The following is a 16,216-nucleotide window of genomic DNA, read 5'->3' on the forward strand; positions in this document are numbered from 1 at the left end:
AATCTAATGATTTTAACTGGCTAACACATGCGCTCGGCTCGATTGACAAGGTGTTTGTTTTATTTTTCATCTATTTAAAACGGCAAGCTTTCGACGAATTTAGAAATATCGTAAATGGATTTTAGGATTAGCATGCTTGAGAGTTTTAAGGCTCTACAAATCTAAGCTTTATTAGCTCAACTTTTGTCGCCCAATAATCGGCACCGAAAGGTGGGACTACTCTATTCCCGCTAAAAACAATATTTTTAACCTTCCCTTCTTTTAAACTAATAGTTGGCGGCATATTGCATACAATAAAAGCTGTTGTATCTGGGAGGGTTATTATATAGGTATATTCTTGAAACGCAAAATTTCTATATTTCTTGGTGTAAGTTAATGTTGCAGATTGATTAGCCATGACGATAACTCTTTCTGTGCTTGCTAAATTACAAGATTCAAAAGTTAAATTTTCAATAGGTACTTTTTTCTGACAAGAAAGAAGAAGTACTAAGGCGAGCAATAATGAACCTCTTTTCATAAAAATAATTTGGTTATCCCGTAAACGATAGCTAAAGTGAAAACGCTACAATATCATTAATATATTTTATGAGCAAGGCACTCTTTAATAATAGATACAATTATTTCACAAATACCAATGTTTCCCACATTTATATCCTCTTTTTTAAAATAGTTGAAGAAACATTAACTGAAACATCATTTGCAACCAAATTGGGAAACTAAATGCTTAAATAGTATCAACTTTTAATGCGTTTAAAGCATATTTTTGGAAAGCTAACCAATCCCTTTAAATACCAAATTCTTTAAAAGCTTTATGATGATACATTTTTCTAAGTCTTTTTCAGCGAGCCTAATCGCAATATGTTGCTTTATCTCCAGTGCCTACTCCCAAAAATCGGGCGATAAATATAGCGTAGAAAACAATACGGTAGTGTTAAAAATTAACCAGGCTAAACTTGGTATTACCGTAGTAACTGATGAGATTATGCAAATAAGGTATACGCTTGCCGATACTTTTTCGACGAAAAAAAGCTTGTTTATACAAGATGACTTTCCGAAGCCCAAGTTTAGAGTGAGCGAAGCAAATAATAAAGTTGTTATTTCTACCGCTAAACTTACCGCGAAGATTGATAAGATCAACGGACAAGTGGCTTTTTTCGACAAGGACAATCAACCATTGTTGGCAGAGAAAACGGGGGGTGGTAAAACCATATTGCCAAGTAGTTTCGAAGACTACAAAACACATTCTGTGCAACAACAGTTTAAATCGCCTACAGATGAAGCCATTTACGGGTTAGGCCAGCACCAAGACAGGTTGTTAAATATTAAAGGGTACGATTTAGATTTGTATCAGCACAATACCGAAGTGTATATTCCGTTTTTTGTGTCGACCAAAGGCTACGGTTTATTGTGGAACAACTTATCTTACACCAAGTTTAACCATCCAGATTCTATCGTTGCCATCCCGGCAAAATTACTGTTTGATAAAAATAATGTTAAAGGGGGATTATCTTCAACCATAACTGGAAGTGAAGTTGATAAAGAGCCGTCAGTTAAAAGCGCACAGACAGCAAATATTGCACTTTTAAGAGAGGCGCCTGTAAAATTGGCGACTTACACAGGTTTCTTACAGGCGGATAGAACAGGCGAATATTCTTTTTATAGCTATTCTGATGGAACATTTAGTTTGAAAGTTGACGGTAAATTGGTGCTGAACAATTGGGCTCCTTATGCAAATGCCCGCGATATGGGTCGCATCAATCTGGAAAAAGGAAAGAAATATAAAATAGAAATAGTGTGGCAACGGTTTCACAAAAACAATTCATTCCAACTTAAATGGCGAGAACCAAGCCAAACATCCGTAACCTCACTTTGGTCTAAAGCAGGCGAAGAGATTAATTACTACGTGATCGGCGGCCAAAATATGGATCAAATTATTTCTGGTTATAGAACATTAACAGGTAAGGCCAGCATTTTACCGAAATGGGCAATGGGTTTTTGGCAATGTAGAGAGCGCTACAAAACTCAAGATGAGATATTAAACACGGTTAGAGAGTTTCGCAAAAGAAGAGTTCCCTTAGATCTAATTGTACAAGATTGGCAATATTGGAAAATCGACCAGTGGGGTTCTGCCACTTTCGAACCTTCTCGTTATCCAAATCCTAAGGCTATGATAGATACTTTGCATCAAGATTTGCACACCAAGTTTATGATTTCTATCTGGGGGAAATTTTACCGCAACAGCGATAATTTTAGAGAACTTTATAAAACAGGCTTTCTTTATCCAAAGCCATTAAAAGAAAATCTAGTCGATTTCCTCAACTATAATTTTTCTTATTACGATGCATTTAATCCTGCGGCGCGCAAAATGTACTGGAGCCAGATTGATCAAAAGCTCTACAGCAAAGGGGTAGATGCTTGGTGGATGGATGCCGCCGAACCCGAAATGCCAGATCATGATGCAACGCCAGAAAATATGGCGCATTTTATGAATCCAACTTTCGAAGGTCCGGGTGTAGCCAATTTAAATGCTTATCCTTTAGAACACACCAAGGGCGTATTTGATGGGCAAATGGAAGCTTCGCCAGAAAAAAGGGTGACTATTTTAACCCGTTCTGCCTTTGCTGGCCAGCAAAAATATGGTACTGTAATCTGGTCTGGAGATATTGCCGGCCAATGGGATAATTTAAAAGCCTCTATCCCTGCGGGCTTAAGTTTTTCTATGTCGGGCATGCCTTATTGGACAACTGATATTGGCGGTTTTTGGGTAAAATATCCTAGTGGAAATAAAAACCCTGCTTACCGCGAATTGTATACAAGGTGGTATCAGTTTGGTGCGTTTTGCCCAATTTTTAGGGCGCACGGCTCTAATACAGAAAGAGAAATTTGGTTTTTTGGCGACGAAAATTCAGAAACTTATAAAACACAGTTAAAGTTTAATAAGTTGCGTTACAGGCTTATGCCATATATTTATACCCTTAATGGGATGGTAAATCATCAAGATTATACCATGATGCGTGGCTTGGTGATGGATTTTCCGAATGATGAAAAAGTACGCAACATAGATAATCAGTTTATGTTTGGGCCTTCTCTTATGGTAAATCCGGTAACAGATCCTGGTGCAAAAACACGTAGTGTTTATTTGCCAAAAGGCGCCGATTGGGTAGATTTTTGGACTGGCAAAGGATATGCTGGTGGAGAAACCATCAATACGTCAACTCCAATAAATGAAATGCCTTTGTTTATTAAAGCTGGGGCAATTATTCCCTTTGGGCCAGATTTGCAATATGCAACGGAGAAAAAGGCAGATCCGTTAGAATTAAGGGTTTATACAGGTGCGGATGGCTCATTTAGTCTTTATGAGGATGAAAATGACAACAACAACTACGAAAAAGGGATTTTTAGCACCATTCCGTTCAATTGGAGCGAGGCAACGAAAACGTTAACTATTGGAGAACGGAAAGGTACATTTCCTGGAATGTTAGAGGAACGAACTATTAACGTAATTTTTGTGGATGCAACCCATGGCACTGGTTCTTTAGTAAGCGCTAAAATTGATAAAACAGTAAAATATAACGGAAATTCCATCACCATTAAAATTAAAGGACGATGAAAAAATTAATAGTTAATGCCATTTGTGTTGTAATAGCCGGTATCGCCTTAGTGTCATGCAAAGCAAAACAGGCTTTTGTAAAAGTAAAGAATACCAATTTTACCATTAAAGATAAACCCTACCATTTTGTTGGAACTAATTTTTGGTATGGCGCGTATTTGGGTGCCGATACAGAATACGGAAATCGCGAGCGATTGATTAGAGAACTAAATCAATTACAGCAAATAGGGGTTAAAAATCTACGCGTTGTAGCTGCATCAGAAGAATCTGATTACGGCCTGCCTTTAAGTCCGCCGTTCCAATACAAAAATGGAACTTACAACGAAAAACTTTTAGAAGGACTAGATTTCTTGCTCGCAGAAATGGCAAAAAGAGACATGCGTGCCGTATTGGTAATGAATAACTATTGGGATTGGAGCGGCGGTATGGCGGAGTACGTTTCTTGGACAACTGGAAAACCGGTGATAGATCCTGTAACTAATAAAAACCAGACTTGGGACGAGGCCATAAAATTTTCTGCTACGTTCTATACAAATCAAAAAGCACAAAATTTGTATAGAAAGTACATAAACATGTTAGTTAATCGCACGAACGTGTACACCAAAAAAACATATAAAAACGACCCAGCCGTAATGACCTGGGAACTGGCAAACGAACCTCGCCCATCTAACGCTGGAAATGCAGAGGAGAAAGTGAAGATTTTTGCTAATTGGGTAGATAAGACTGCGGAATTTATTCACTCTATCGCCCCAAATCAGTTGGTTACCACAGGTAGCGAAGGCAGCAAAGGTACTTTAAACAACCTGGATTACACCTTGCAAGTACATAGCAGTAAGTATATCGATTATATGACTTTTCACATGTGGCCAAAAAACTGGGGATGGTATAAATTCGATAAGCCGGAAATGGAACAAACCAAGCAAAAAACTGCGCAGTATTTTGCCGAACATTTAGAGTTGGCAAAAAAACTAGACAAGCCCATTGTTATGGAAGAATTTGGCTTTGTGAGAGATGGCGAAAAGCATGAGCCAGACACGCCCACCACTGCCAGAGACGAATATTATAAATTTGTATTTCAACTTTTAAAAGATTCCATTCAGGCAAAATCTCCATTAGGAGGACTAAATTTTTGGGGATGGGGCGGCGAAGGCAGAACTCCACAAAAAGATGGTATGTGGAAACCCGGCGACATTACTTATACAGCAGATCCATATAGCGAGGCGCAGGGGTTAAATTCAGTTTTCAATACGGATGAGAGTACTTTGAAAATAATTTCTAAGTATGCGCACGAGATTGATAAATTATCTTCTGCAAAGAAATAATCATATTAGTTTGTTGCTAACAAAACCTACACTTCTGTTTTTTCTTTTTTCAATGATACTTTTTCAAAGTTGTAAGACTCCTGGATTAGTATCTTCGAAAGTGCCTTTAAGTAACGGAGCAACTATTGCTAAATATTTAAAAACTATTCAATATTCTGCAGATGGCAAACATCTTTTTGGTCATGAAAGTACCATTATGATGGGTGTTGGGGGCGAAAAAGATTGGGAAATAAAAACCAAGAACGAAATAGGAAAAAATATTTCGACCCAAAAATCGGATGTTAAGGAAATGACTGGACAACTTCCCGCCATTATGGGATACGACGCTTTCAAATTGATTTTGGATATTACGGATGGTCCAAATCGTAAGGCAGAGGTAGAGGCAAGTTTAGCAGCAATGAAACTGTATCGTGATAACGGAGGTTTAATAGCTTTCGATTGGCATATTCAACCGGTATTATTGCCAGGATATAGAGAAAGAGCGTATCGTATGGATGAACGTAATAACAATCCATACATTGAGTTGATGAAGAAAGAACAGCCTTTCTATCATATTGCGAATGGTTTTGCCACAAAAGATAAATGGTGGATGGCATACAAAATGCAAAGGCTCAAACCCATGGCAGAAAGATTGAAACGTATATCTGCTGATGGTTCTGGAATAATTTTCCGGCCTTTTCATGAAGCCGATGGCGACTGGTTTTGGTGGGGGCTCAAGTGGCTCCGCGGAGACCAGCCATTGAATGGAAAAGAAGCATTGATGAAGGTTTTTGTTGAAACTGCTCGATATTTAAAGCAACAACTTCCGGGGATACTCATTGCATTTTCAACAGATAAATTGAATGATGTAAATCTTGAAAATGCAAAAGATGATGAAGAAATCGCTCGTCGTTATCGAGATGAATTTAGTAGTTATCTACCTAAAGATTCAACCGATTTAGCTTTTATTGATATCTACGGAATGGATCTTTATACAGGTAAAGAGAATCCTTCAGCAAGTTTGAATGAATTTAAGGTTAAGCTACAAGGTTTGTCGTTAATAGCGAAAGAAGATGATAAAATAGCGGCAATTACAGAGGCGGGTGACCGTGGTATTCCGTCTGAAGAAGACGGCAGAAAACCTACCATTAACTGGTATAACGATTATTTATTTTCTTGGATTACCGATAAGAACGTTCATGTAGCATATACTGTTATTTGGCAAAGTTGGAGTAACAACCGAGACCGAACTGCATTAGATCCTGATGACGGTTATTTCGTTCCAACGTATAAAAGTTCAGCGGCAGGGAAAGATTTTATTAAATATGTGCAAAAGAAACAGTCTATTATGTTAGGTGACTTTAGATCGGATTTAAGCAAATTTAAGAACCATTGAAATTCGCTTATTCAAAGACATAGAAGTAGAGCGAAAATTTTAAAAAATAGAATTGTTACTAATACTTTGGGCAACGCAATTTTGGACCGGTAAAACACAATATGGAATTAATTACAGCCGAATTAGCAGACCCGATTAAAGCCATTTTGACGAAGAAAGTGTGTGCTATGCAGATATTCTAGCGCTATGAATGCAAAAAAAGCAGACATAGAGCCTCTCTGAGAAGTGGTATTGTTATGCGGAGCTCGAATCTATGCAAACTCAACGGAAGATACTTTGAAGATAGGCTGTTCGAAAGGCTTATTATTGCCAATATTACAGGATTTGGAGTTGTTACGGATAATCAAAAAAAACTCCTCAAATTAAGGTTATTGAAATAAAATAAACACTATGAAAAAATTGATGCTTATTACACTTTGTATCTCGCTATTTGCAGCAGCATGTTCAACTATCAGTAATCGAAAAGCGGCAAATAACATAAAATGGTTGGCAACAAAGGGCAAATTTATTGTAAATAAAGACAACGGTGAGAAGAGAATTTTAAGAGGTGTAAATGTGAGCGGACTGGAATACGACAGCACTGGAAGAAAAGTTCCAATTTCAGAATTGATGACACTTGCCAATCGTTGGAACATAAATGTTGTGCGCTTGCCTATAAATCAGCAATGGTGGCTTAATAACGAGAACGGAAATTATAGAAAGTTGATAGATAATATAATCGATTCATTAAAATCGAGAAATATCTATACCATTTTTGATCTTCAATGGATTAACACTAAGCTAAAAATTAATCCATTGCCAAATCAACAATCTGTTGAGTTAATGAAGCAGGTGGCAAAAAGATATAAAAACGAGCCAGCAGTTATTTACGATATTTATAACGAGCCGAGAGATTGTACACACCAAGACTGGGCTGCATGGGCTGTTAAACTAATTGAAGGAATAAGAGGGGTGCACCCTAACGCTCTTATTCTGGTAAACGGTATAGATTGGGGCTACGACTTGGGTGGGTTTATGAAGAATCCATTGCCATACAAAAACATTGTTTATGGTTCACACCTCTATCCACAAAAGCCCGGTTCTGGTTATAAAAGCAAACCAGAATTTGATAAATATTGGAAGGGAATCCTCGACAAAAATCTACCGCTTTTTATCGGCGAAATTGGCCCAGAAGAGCCAAATTATAATAATGAAGAACAATTAGCTTCTTTTCTGGACCCTCACTTAGCTTTAATAGACAGTCTAAGTCTAGGCTACACTGCATGGTCATGGCACAACAAGCCTTTCCTTACCAAAAATGGCGATGGCAACGTAGACAGTTTAACTGCTTTTGGGAAACGTGTATTTAATAACTTAAAGCAAAATAAGCGGAACTGAAATAGCGAAATATGGTTTGAGTAATTTCAGGATTCGTTGGATGATAAATAGAATCTAATTTCTAAAAGCACTTTTTATTGTTTAAATCGAATTTACCAAGCACTAGACAAAGTAGCCTGCGATAAAAAAACCTTTATTGCTACATTTCGAATCCCGAGAAATATTTCCTTTAATTTGTACATGCTACAATACTTCTCTGCCGATTGGATTTTTCCAGTTAGTTCTCCACCTATTAAAAATGGCGTTATTGCAGTTAATGAAGGTGGAATAATTGCAGAAATTTTCTCCGCCGAACAGGCAAAAACAATTAAAGCTGAGGTGAAAAAATATCGCGGTGCGATAGTGCCCGGATTTATAAATACCCATTGCCATATAGAATTATCGGCTATGCGGGGAATTGTTCCGAAACATACCGGTTTGGTAAAGTTTGTAGAAACTGTAATTACCAAGCGCGGTCAAAGTACGGAGGAGATAGATAGCGCTATGTTAGCCGCCGATGCAGCAATGTGGCAGAATGGAATTGTAGCTGTTGGCGACATTAGCAACAATCTTGGCTCAAAAAAGATAAAATTGCAGAGCAATATCCATTACCATACTTTTATAGAAACCTTGGGTTTTAATCCCGCGAAAGCAGAAGAAATACTAGAAAATGCAATTGCTTTACGCGATGAATTTTTACCGCTAAAATCCAGCATTGTTCCGCATGCACCTTATTCTGTTTCAGCAAAGCTGATAGGATTGCTTAATGATTACGCATCGATAAATAACGATTTTCTAAGCATCCACAACCAAGAAAGCCAAGCCGAAAATTTATTTTTTGAAAAAAGAGAAGGAGATTTTTTGCCATTTTTCAATTTTTTGGGTATTGATGTTTCCCATTTTCAAGCGAGTGGAAAATCTTCATTAAAGACTTGGTTAAGCGCATTCGAAACGCAAAAAACATTGTTGGTTCACAACACTTTTAGCAGCAAAGCTGATGTTGAATTTGCAAAACAGCACAATCCAAACTTGTACTGGTGCCTTTGTCCGCAGGCAAATCTCTACATCGAAAATACTTTGCCCGATGTGCAAATGTTGATAGATGAAGAAGTAAAAATAACTTTGGGCACAGATAGTTTGGCAAGTAACGACCAACTTAATATTTTGGCAGAAATGCAAATACTACAAAAGCAAAAAAACATTCCTTTCGAAAACCTTTTGAGCTGGGCGACAAAAAACGGTGCCGGATTTTTAAATCTTGATGCGCAATTTGGCAGCTTGGAGAAAGGTAAACGGCCTGGTTTAAACCTTATTCAGCTATCTAACGATTTTGAAATTTTAAGCAACAAAGTAGAAAAGTTGTTGTAATTTGAAAGGTATGGAAACTAAAAATCCCATTTGTAAACTTTTCGGCATACAATATCCCATCATCCAAGCCGGTATGGTTTGGTGTAGCGGATGGCGTTTAGCGGCTGCGGTAAGTAATGCCGGTGGCCTGGGGATTATCGGCGCTGGATCAATGTACCCAGAGGTTTTGCGCGCGCATATAACGAAGTGTAAAGCTTCAACAAACAGGCCTTTTGCGGTAAATGTGCCTCTTCTTTACCCAAATGTCGAAGAAATTTTTGCGGTAATTCTTGAGGAGAATGTTGGCATTGTCTTTTCCTCAGCTGGCAATCCTACAACGTGGACGCCAACTTTAAAGGCAAAAGAAATTATTGTGGTGCATGTGGTGGCAAACACAAAATTTGCGTTAAAGGCGCAAGAAGCAGGCGTAGATGCTATCGTTGCTGAAGGATTTGAAGCCGGCGGGCACAACGGGCGCGAAGAAACGACTACTTTATGTTTAATCCCTATGATTTGCGATGCCGTAAAAATTCCGGTTATTGCTGCTGGAGGTATGGCAAGCGGAAGAGCAATGTTAGCGGCTTTTGCGCTAGGCGCATCGGCAGTCCAAATCGGTTCTGCCTTTGCAGTTGCCAAGGAATCGTCGGCGCATGCCAATTTTAAGGAAAAAATTATTTCATCTGCCGAAGGCGATACCAAATTGGCAATGAAAAAATTGGTGCCGGTAAGGCTACTTAAAAACGAGTTTTCAGATGCCGTAGCGCAAGCAGAAGCAGAAGGCGCAGATAGAAAAAGTTTGATGGAGCTTTTAGGCAGGGCTAGAGCAAAACTTGGCATGTTTGAAGGGGATATGGATAATGGTGAGCTCGAAATTGGGCAAGTATCGGCCATGCTGAATGAAAATAAACCAGCAGCAAAAATTTTAGAAGACATTTGGCAGGAATTTCGAACTGGCCTAAAAGCGTTAACAGCATTGTAGACATTTATCGCGTAGGCCTAAACCAAAAATTAGTTTTACTTTTGTGGACAAAAATAAATCGGTTTTAATCGAAGATAAAAACGTCAAATTACCATGGCAGAAATTAAACACCTAAAGATAACCGTTACCGGAAAAGTACAGGGCGTGTTTTTTAGAGCAAGCACCAAAGCGGTGGCCAATCAAATGGGCATAAACGGCTTTGTTAGAAATGAAAAAGACGGTTCGGTTTACATAGAGGCAGAAGGAGAAATTTTTATGGTCGATGAGTTGGTAACTTGGTGCAAGGAAGGACCCGACGGTGCAAAGGTAGAAGAGGTAGGTGTTATTGAAGGTGAACTGAAAAATCATAAAGGCTTCGAGATTTTAAAAAATAGGAATGGCAAAAACTGTTAAGCATGAAATTAATCTTAAATCTCACATCTAAAGTCTCACATCTATCTGCTAGGTTAGTGGTTAAGCAAGTCATTTGTTCAGCTATTGTGCAGTTAAGTACCCTGTCTTTGCTCTTCGTTCCATCGAAAGTCTCATATCTCGATACTCATATCTTAGCTAAAATGTCTCACATCTCACATTCCACATCTCAAATCTAACTCCTTGTCAGTATTTAAAAAATTTGCGGGGCAAACGATGGTTTATGGTATTAGCACCATCTTCTCTCGTCTGCTAAATTTCATTCTTACTCCGGTTTTTACGCACACGTATGCTACCGCCGTGTATGGCATTCTTATTACGATGTACAGTTGGGCCTCGCTAATTAATGTGTTTTTGGCCTTTGGAATGGAGACCACCTATTTTAGATATCTGAACAAACACGAGGACAAAAAGCAACAGGTGTATAACAATTCTTTTCTAATCGTAGCTTTTTCGGCTTCATTGCTATTAATTACAGGGTTAGTTTTTATAAATCCGATTTCTAAATGGTTGTCAAGCAACGATATGTCGCAATATCAAGATCAGCGGAGGTATGTGTTATATTTTGTGTTTCTACTCTTTTTCGATGCGATTGCCCTTATCCCGTTTGCTAAATTAAGGGCAGATGGAAAGCCATTTCGTTACAGTCTAATTAAGTTTATAAACATTTTAAGCTCTGTTACTATAATCCTTTTCTTTATATACGTTGTTCCATACATTATCAAAAATCACTGGTCTACGGCGCACTTTTTTGCGGGCTGGTACCGGGAAAAGTGGCTAGGGTATGTCTTTATTGGTAATCTATGTGCAAGCATAATTACCTTTATTTTATTGTTGCCCGAAATTTTACAGGTAAGGTTTAATTTTGATAAGGCAATGTTTAAAAAAATGGCGCAATACAGTTGGCCCATTTTGGCTGCAAATGTTTCGTTTATCATCAACGAAAATTTGGATAAACTTCTATTGGGTAGGTTTCTTAGCGATAAGGATGTTGGTATTTATGGCGCGGTATGCAAAATAGCCATTTTTATGAGTATTTTTAATATGGCTTTTAGGCTTGGTGCAGAGCCGTTTTTCTTTAGTCACGCAAAACACGCAAATGCCAGAACTACATACGCCACGATTTTAAAATATTTCAGCATCGCTTTGGCGATTATATTTGTCGCACTAATTGCCAACATAGAAATATTAAAATATTTTATCTCTAGAGATGCCGCCCACCGTGCAGAATATTGGGTGGGTTTACCCGTCATTCCGTATCTCTTACTTGGCTATGTTTGTTTGGGTATTTATATGAATCTTTCTGTATGGTACCGTCTTTCCGATCAAACCAAATTTGGGCTTTATATTTCTGTAGTTGGGGCATTTATTACCATCGTTTTCAACATTCTATTGATTCCGAAATATGGCTATATGGCATCAGCATGGGTTTCTTTGGCTGCTTATGCAAGCATGATGGTAATGTCATACATCCTGGGACAAAAGCATTATCCAATTCCTTACGATTTAAAAAGAATAGGAAGTTACCTCTTATTATCCATTGTGCTTGTGTTCTTGTCTTTCTTCGTGTTTCACCGAAATATTTACATCGGCAACGCAATGTTGATAGCCTTTGTGGGATTGATTGCCTATTTTGAAAAGAACGAATTAATGAAAATGTTAAGGAGAAATGCGTAATTCGTTGAGCCTAAGAAAATCTGTATCTTGCAGACGTACTCAAATTCGAAGCATCTTAATAGGCAAATCTACACGGCGCTAAACAACTAGGCAACATTATGTGTAAGGTAACATGTATCCTTCTTCTGTTATTTTCTACAACGGCCTTTGCGCAAAGCGATGTAATTTCTTCTGCTCAAATAGATAGCCTAGCCGTCAAAGAGCTGTTTTTTGCCGGATTAAGGGAAAAGTTGTTGGACAATGATGAGGCTACAACCCTCAATTTTACTAAGGTTTTATCTCTAGATAAAACAAACGATGCAGCCCTTTATGAGGTGGCGAAGGTAGATTTGCGGTTAAACCATTTAGTAGAAGCCACCCAGCATGCTGCGGCCGCCGCTAATTTAAAACCCGAAAACAAATATTATTTGCAGTTGCTGGCAGAAATTTATAAAGCCGCCAACAATGTTTCGGCATTAGATGCTGTACTAAATAAGTTGATTAAGCTAGATCCAGAGAATAGGGCTTACTATTTTGATAAGGCAAATGTTCAATTGCTAACAAATAAAGCAGAAGAGGCAAAAGCCACATACAAAGCTATAGAACAGAAGTTTGGCTCATCTACTGAACTTAATAATGCAAGAAATAGGGCGGAGCAAAACAATACCAAATCTGGCGAGATTGTAAAATTGTTAGACAGCAATAACGCAAGTACCAAAGAATATTTATACGCAGCTGGTTTGTTGATGCAAAAAGGCAGCAACAATGAAGCCTTGGCGGTTTTGCAAAAAGCAGCGCCATTGAATCCCAATAATTATCAGGTTTGGCTTGCCCTGGCAGATGTATATCGCAAAATTGGTAAACCTATTCAATCTTTCGAAGCCTTAAAATCTGCTTTCGAGATAGAAGATATGCCTTTAAACGACAAGGTGCAAATTGTTGGGAGTTTATTCTCCAAAATGGAAGGTAAAGAAGCTGTGGACAACATCAACGCATTGACTGAAGTATTGGTAAAGCAAAACCCAACAGACCCAAAAGCCTTGGCGTTATACGCCGACGTGCTTTTTAAGCAAGAAAAATTTGCAGAAGCACTTAAAAAATATGAGGAATCGCTTAAAATAAACGATCAGGTTTTCAGCGTTTGGGAGGGATTGATAAACACTCATAATTTGATTGGGCAATACAATGAAGCAATCAAAGTATGCAACGAGGCTTTGACCGTTTATCCCAATCAGGCTAGCTTATACTATTTTTTGGCCTATGCGCAATATCGCACGGAAATCCCTAACGAAGCCTTAAAAAATATTGCAAATGCATTGGCATTAGGGATTGAAGACCATAGTTTGTCGGCTCAATCTTATGCCCTAAAAGCAGATATTCTTATCAACAAAAACAACCTCGGTGACGCAAAGGCGGCATTTTATCAGGCCGTTAAAGAAGAGCCAGACAATTATCAAATAATGACCAAGGCAGCATATTTTCTAGCTTTGCGCGATGAAGATTTAACGGTTGCAGCAGGGTATGCCCAAACGGCCGCAAAAGCAAAACCAGAAAATTCTGCAATTACCGATACCTACGCTTTTGTGTTGTTTAAACAGAAAAAGTATGCACAGGCAAAACAATGGATAGAAGTTGCTGTACAAAACAAAAAAACAAACAATGGTGTTTACTTGGAGCATTATGGAGACATCTTATATTTTTTGGGCGATAATGAAAAAGCCTTTCAAAAATGGCAATTGGCAAAAGATGCGGGAAACACATCAAAAATTTTAATTAGAAAAATAAATGAAAAAAAATATTTCAAATAGTGTTGCGGTTGTAATCATCGCAGTTTTACTAACATCTTGCGGAACAAAAAAAGCCGTAGTAGTGGCGCCGAAGCCTAAGGTTGATTCGATTGTTCCTCCGGATACAAAAAGTGAAACATTAAATCTTTTAAAGAGTAAGCAACTCCAATTTAATACCTTAAGCTTAAAAGGCAAGGCCAATTTAACCATCAATGGCGAAGCGAACGATGTAACCATGAATTTTAGGATTAAGGATAAGCAGGTTATTTGGGTGAGCATAACCGCTGTGGGCGGCGTGGTAGAAGTTGCGCGCGCATTGATTACGCCAGATAGCATAAAAATAATGGACAGACTGAAGGGCAGGTATATTAAAAAACCGTTCAGTTATATTTACAATTTTACCAACAAGCAAGTTAATTTTAACACCCTGCAAAATATTTTAACAGGCAATGCCATCTCGGGTTTTTTAAATTTAGACGCAAATGTAAAACTGGCTAATGGCGTTTGGACATTGAGCGGAAGTAAAGAAGATTTAGATTATAAGTTTCTATTTAACACACTTTATAAAGTAGAAGAAACTAACCTAAGCGATTCTAAGTCTGGCCAAGCGTTAAAGGTGACTTATAATAATTATCAGAAGCTGGACGATTATCTTGTTCCTGGCACATTAAAGATAAATACTCTTTCTGGTGCAAAAAAAATAATTATTGCGATTGATTACGTAAAAGTAGAAGGCAATAGTGCATTAAATTTCCCATTTAACGTGCCAAGCCGTTTTGAACTTGTTAAATAACATTCTACATTTTTTTGGTGCTTGCAAACTTCCGATTCGCCGAAAAAGAATGAAGTTTTGATGAATTATTTTAAGCACAATGCAGATAATCTTGCTAGTTAGATAGGTTCAGCTCAATCGTTTTTGATAAAGCATAGCCCTAAGAGTGCGTTGATTCTAATTTTAAGGCGGTTATAATGAAAATGGTGTTTCGTTCGTTCAATTGGAAACCCGTCTTATCTTTGTACCATGTTTTTAAACCGCCGCACAATTAATCAAAAATTTTATACTTTTGACCTAATGAAGTTTAGGGGAGGCTTATTTTTATTGTTTTTTTTATTTATAGCGCATTCGGTTTCGGCCCAAACGGCAAATGAGCTTAGAAGAAAGAAGGAGGCTATCCAGCGTGAAATAGAGCAGTTGCAAAAAAATTTAAAGAAGGCATCTAGTGGCAAAAAACTAACACTACAGCAAATAAATGCCCTGAATGCTCAAATTAGATTGCGCCAAGAAAAGATTGGTACGGTAAATTCTGAGATAAAAAGTTTAGATAATCAAATCTCTACCAACACAAACACCGTAAATACGTTGAAAGGTCAGTTAAGCGACCTAAAAAGCGATTATGCAGCCATGATTAGGTTTGCACAGCGAAATAGAAACGCTTACGATAAAATGATGTTTATTTTTGCCGCCAAAGACTTTAACCAGGCATATAAACGGATAAAATATTTACAGCAGTTTAGCCAATATAGGAAAAAACAGGCTGGATATATAGAAGATACACAGCATGAGCTAAACGGGAAAATAACCGTTTTAGGTAAAACGCTCAAAGAAAAAAATAATTTGCTAAAAGAGCAAGAGGACGAAAAAAGTAGGCTAGGCAAGGATAAAAGTAAACAAGCCGTTGTTTTAAACAAGTTTAGCAGACAGGAAAAAGGTTTTAAGGGTGATATAGCAACGCGTAAAAGACAGCAGGCAAAAATTGATAGTGAAATACGCGCTGCAATAAAACGAGCCATAGAAGAAGCAAGACGAAAGGCAGCAGAGGAAGCCAGAAAGAAAGCTGCGGAAGCTGCAAGACTGGCAGCTTTAAAGGCAAAAGAAAATAATACAACTGTAGAAGCAACACCGGCTGCAAAAGAGAAAACAACCAATGAGCTCTTAACAGATAATGCCTACACGGCTAAGTTGGCTGCGGGCTTCGAAAATAATAGGGGCAAATTGCCGTATCCTGTTGTTGGCACCATTACAGAAAGTTTTGGTGTACACAAGGTAGATAAGGCAACGATGAACAATGAGGGTGTAAATATTACAGGTGCAGAAGGGGCTGCTGTAAGGGCGGTATTTGATGGAGAGGTTTTATATGTGAGTGTGATTTATGGTAAATACGTGGTGGTTATCCAACATGGTAGTTATTTTTCCATCTATCAAAATTTAAGGTCTACTAGCGTAAGCAAAGGAGATAAAGTAACTACAAGACAGACCATTGGTGTTTTGGCCAATACCGGCGATGTAGCAGAGTTGCACTTTGAAATAATGAGGGGGCAAACGAAGTTAAATCCAGAAGCCTGGATTAGTAAATAGTATTAGTGAGTTTATTA

Annotated in this window: 12 protein-coding genes; 11 read left to right on the forward strand and 1 reads right to left on the reverse strand. The window is 38.0% G+C overall.

The genetic code is table 11. From position 1 onward, the window contains the following. Nucleotides 1–145 precede the first annotated feature (145 nt). Nucleotides 146–517, reverse strand: coding sequence for a hypothetical protein (locus tag ABIB40_RS11570; RefSeq protein ID WP_354359186.1), 372 nt, complete (start codon nt 515–517; stop codon nt 146–148). Between the two features lie 294 nt (nt 518–811). Here ABIB40_RS11570 and ABIB40_RS11575 point away from each other — a divergent pair, with 294 nt between their 5' ends. The 11 genes from ABIB40_RS11575 (at nt 812) to ABIB40_RS11625 (ending at nt 16,199) form a co-directional block, all read left to right on the forward strand. Next, nucleotides 812–3,610 carry a TIM-barrel domain-containing protein gene (locus ABIB40_RS11575; RefSeq protein WP_354359188.1) on the forward strand — a complete coding sequence of 933 codons (2,799 nt, stop codon included), beginning with the start codon at nt 812–814 and terminating at the stop codon, nt 3,608–3,610. Continuing rightward, nucleotides 3,607–4,932, forward strand: coding sequence for a glycoside hydrolase 5 family protein (locus ABIB40_RS11580; protein WP_354359190.1), 1,326 nt, complete (start codon nt 3,607–3,609; stop codon nt 4,930–4,932). The genes ABIB40_RS11575 and ABIB40_RS11580 overlap by 4 nt, the downstream gene beginning before the upstream one ends. A gap of 52 nt (nt 4,933–4,984) precedes the next feature. Then, the gene (locus ABIB40_RS11585; RefSeq protein ID WP_354359192.1) at nt 4,985–6,307 is read left to right on the forward strand and encodes a glycosyl hydrolase; all 1,323 of its coding nucleotides are present in this window, start codon (nt 4,985–4,987) and stop codon (nt 6,305–6,307) included. Nucleotides 6,308–6,697: 390 nt separating this feature from the next. Then, a complete protein-coding gene (locus tag ABIB40_RS11590; RefSeq protein WP_354359194.1) occupies nt 6,698–7,684 on the forward strand; it encodes a glycoside hydrolase family 5 protein in 987 nt (328 codons plus the stop codon). A gap of 180 nt (nt 7,685–7,864) precedes the next feature. Continuing rightward, nucleotides 7,865–9,031: an amidohydrolase family protein gene (locus tag ABIB40_RS11595; RefSeq protein ID WP_354359196.1), complete on the forward strand. Its 1,167-nt coding sequence runs from the start codon at nt 7,865–7,867 to the stop codon at nt 9,029–9,031. Between the two features lie 10 nt (nt 9,032–9,041). After that, a complete protein-coding gene (locus tag ABIB40_RS11600; RefSeq protein WP_354359198.1) occupies nt 9,042–9,989 on the forward strand; it encodes an NAD(P)H-dependent flavin oxidoreductase in 948 nt (315 codons plus the stop codon). A 102-nt stretch (nt 9,990–10,091) separates the two neighbouring features. Further along, nucleotides 10,092–10,382, forward strand: a complete 291-nt coding sequence (locus ABIB40_RS11605) for an acylphosphatase (RefSeq protein ID WP_354359418.1) — start codon at nt 10,092–10,094, stop codon at nt 10,380–10,382. 201 nt (nt 10,383–10,583) lie between these two features. Then, on the forward strand, nt 10,584–12,077 hold the full coding sequence (locus tag ABIB40_RS11610; protein WP_354359200.1) for a lipopolysaccharide biosynthesis protein: 1,494 nt from the start codon (nt 10,584–10,586) through the stop codon (nt 12,075–12,077). A gap of 98 nt (nt 12,078–12,175) precedes the next feature. Beyond that, the gene (locus ABIB40_RS11615; protein WP_354359202.1) at nt 12,176–13,864 is read left to right on the forward strand and encodes a tetratricopeptide repeat protein; all 1,689 of its coding nucleotides are present in this window, start codon (nt 12,176–12,178) and stop codon (nt 13,862–13,864) included. Then, entirely contained in the window at nt 13,842–14,636 is a 795-nt protein-coding gene (lolB1, locus tag ABIB40_RS11620) for a lipoprotein insertase outer membrane protein LolB1 (protein ID WP_354359204.1), read from the forward strand. Before ABIB40_RS11615 ends, lolB1 begins: the two co-directional genes overlap by 23 nt. Nucleotides 14,637–14,915: 279 nt before the next feature. Further along, nucleotides 14,916–16,199, forward strand: coding sequence for a murein hydrolase activator EnvC family protein (locus ABIB40_RS11625; protein WP_354359206.1), 1,284 nt, complete (start codon nt 14,916–14,918; stop codon nt 16,197–16,199). Nucleotides 16,200–16,216: the final 17 nt, after the last annotated feature.

The organism is Pedobacter sp. UYP30, from assembly GCF_040547165.1.
Classification (GTDB): domain Bacteria; phylum Bacteroidota; class Bacteroidia; order Sphingobacteriales; family Sphingobacteriaceae; genus Pedobacter.

Coding starts and splice junctions, on each gene's coding strand:
- ABIB40_RS11600 (WP_354359198.1), top strand. CDS start 9,042: ATGGAAACTAAAAATCCCATTTGTAAACTTTTCGGCATACAATATCCC.
- ABIB40_RS11625 (WP_354359206.1), top strand. CDS start 14,916: ATGAAGTTTAGGGGAGGCTTATTTTTATTGTTTTTTTTATTTATAGCG.
- ABIB40_RS11570 (WP_354359186.1), bottom strand. CDS start 517: ATGAAAAGAGGTTCATTATTGCTCGCCTTAGTACTTCTTCTTTCTTGT.
- ABIB40_RS11595 (WP_354359196.1), top strand. CDS start 7,865: ATGCTACAATACTTCTCTGCCGATTGGATTTTTCCAGTTAGTTCTCCA.
- ABIB40_RS11585 (WP_354359192.1), top strand. CDS start 4,985: ATGATACTTTTTCAAAGTTGTAAGACTCCTGGATTAGTATCTTCGAAA.
- ABIB40_RS11575 (WP_354359188.1), top strand. CDS start 812: ATGATGATACATTTTTCTAAGTCTTTTTCAGCGAGCCTAATCGCAATA.
- ABIB40_RS11580 (WP_354359190.1), top strand. CDS start 3,607: ATGAAAAAATTAATAGTTAATGCCATTTGTGTTGTAATAGCCGGTATC.
- ABIB40_RS11615 (WP_354359202.1), top strand. CDS start 12,176: ATGTGTAAGGTAACATGTATCCTTCTTCTGTTATTTTCTACAACGGCC.
- ABIB40_RS11590 (WP_354359194.1), top strand. CDS start 6,698: ATGAAAAAATTGATGCTTATTACACTTTGTATCTCGCTATTTGCAGCA.
- lolB1 (WP_354359204.1), top strand. CDS start 13,842: ATGAAAAAAAATATTTCAAATAGTGTTGCGGTTGTAATCATCGCAGTT.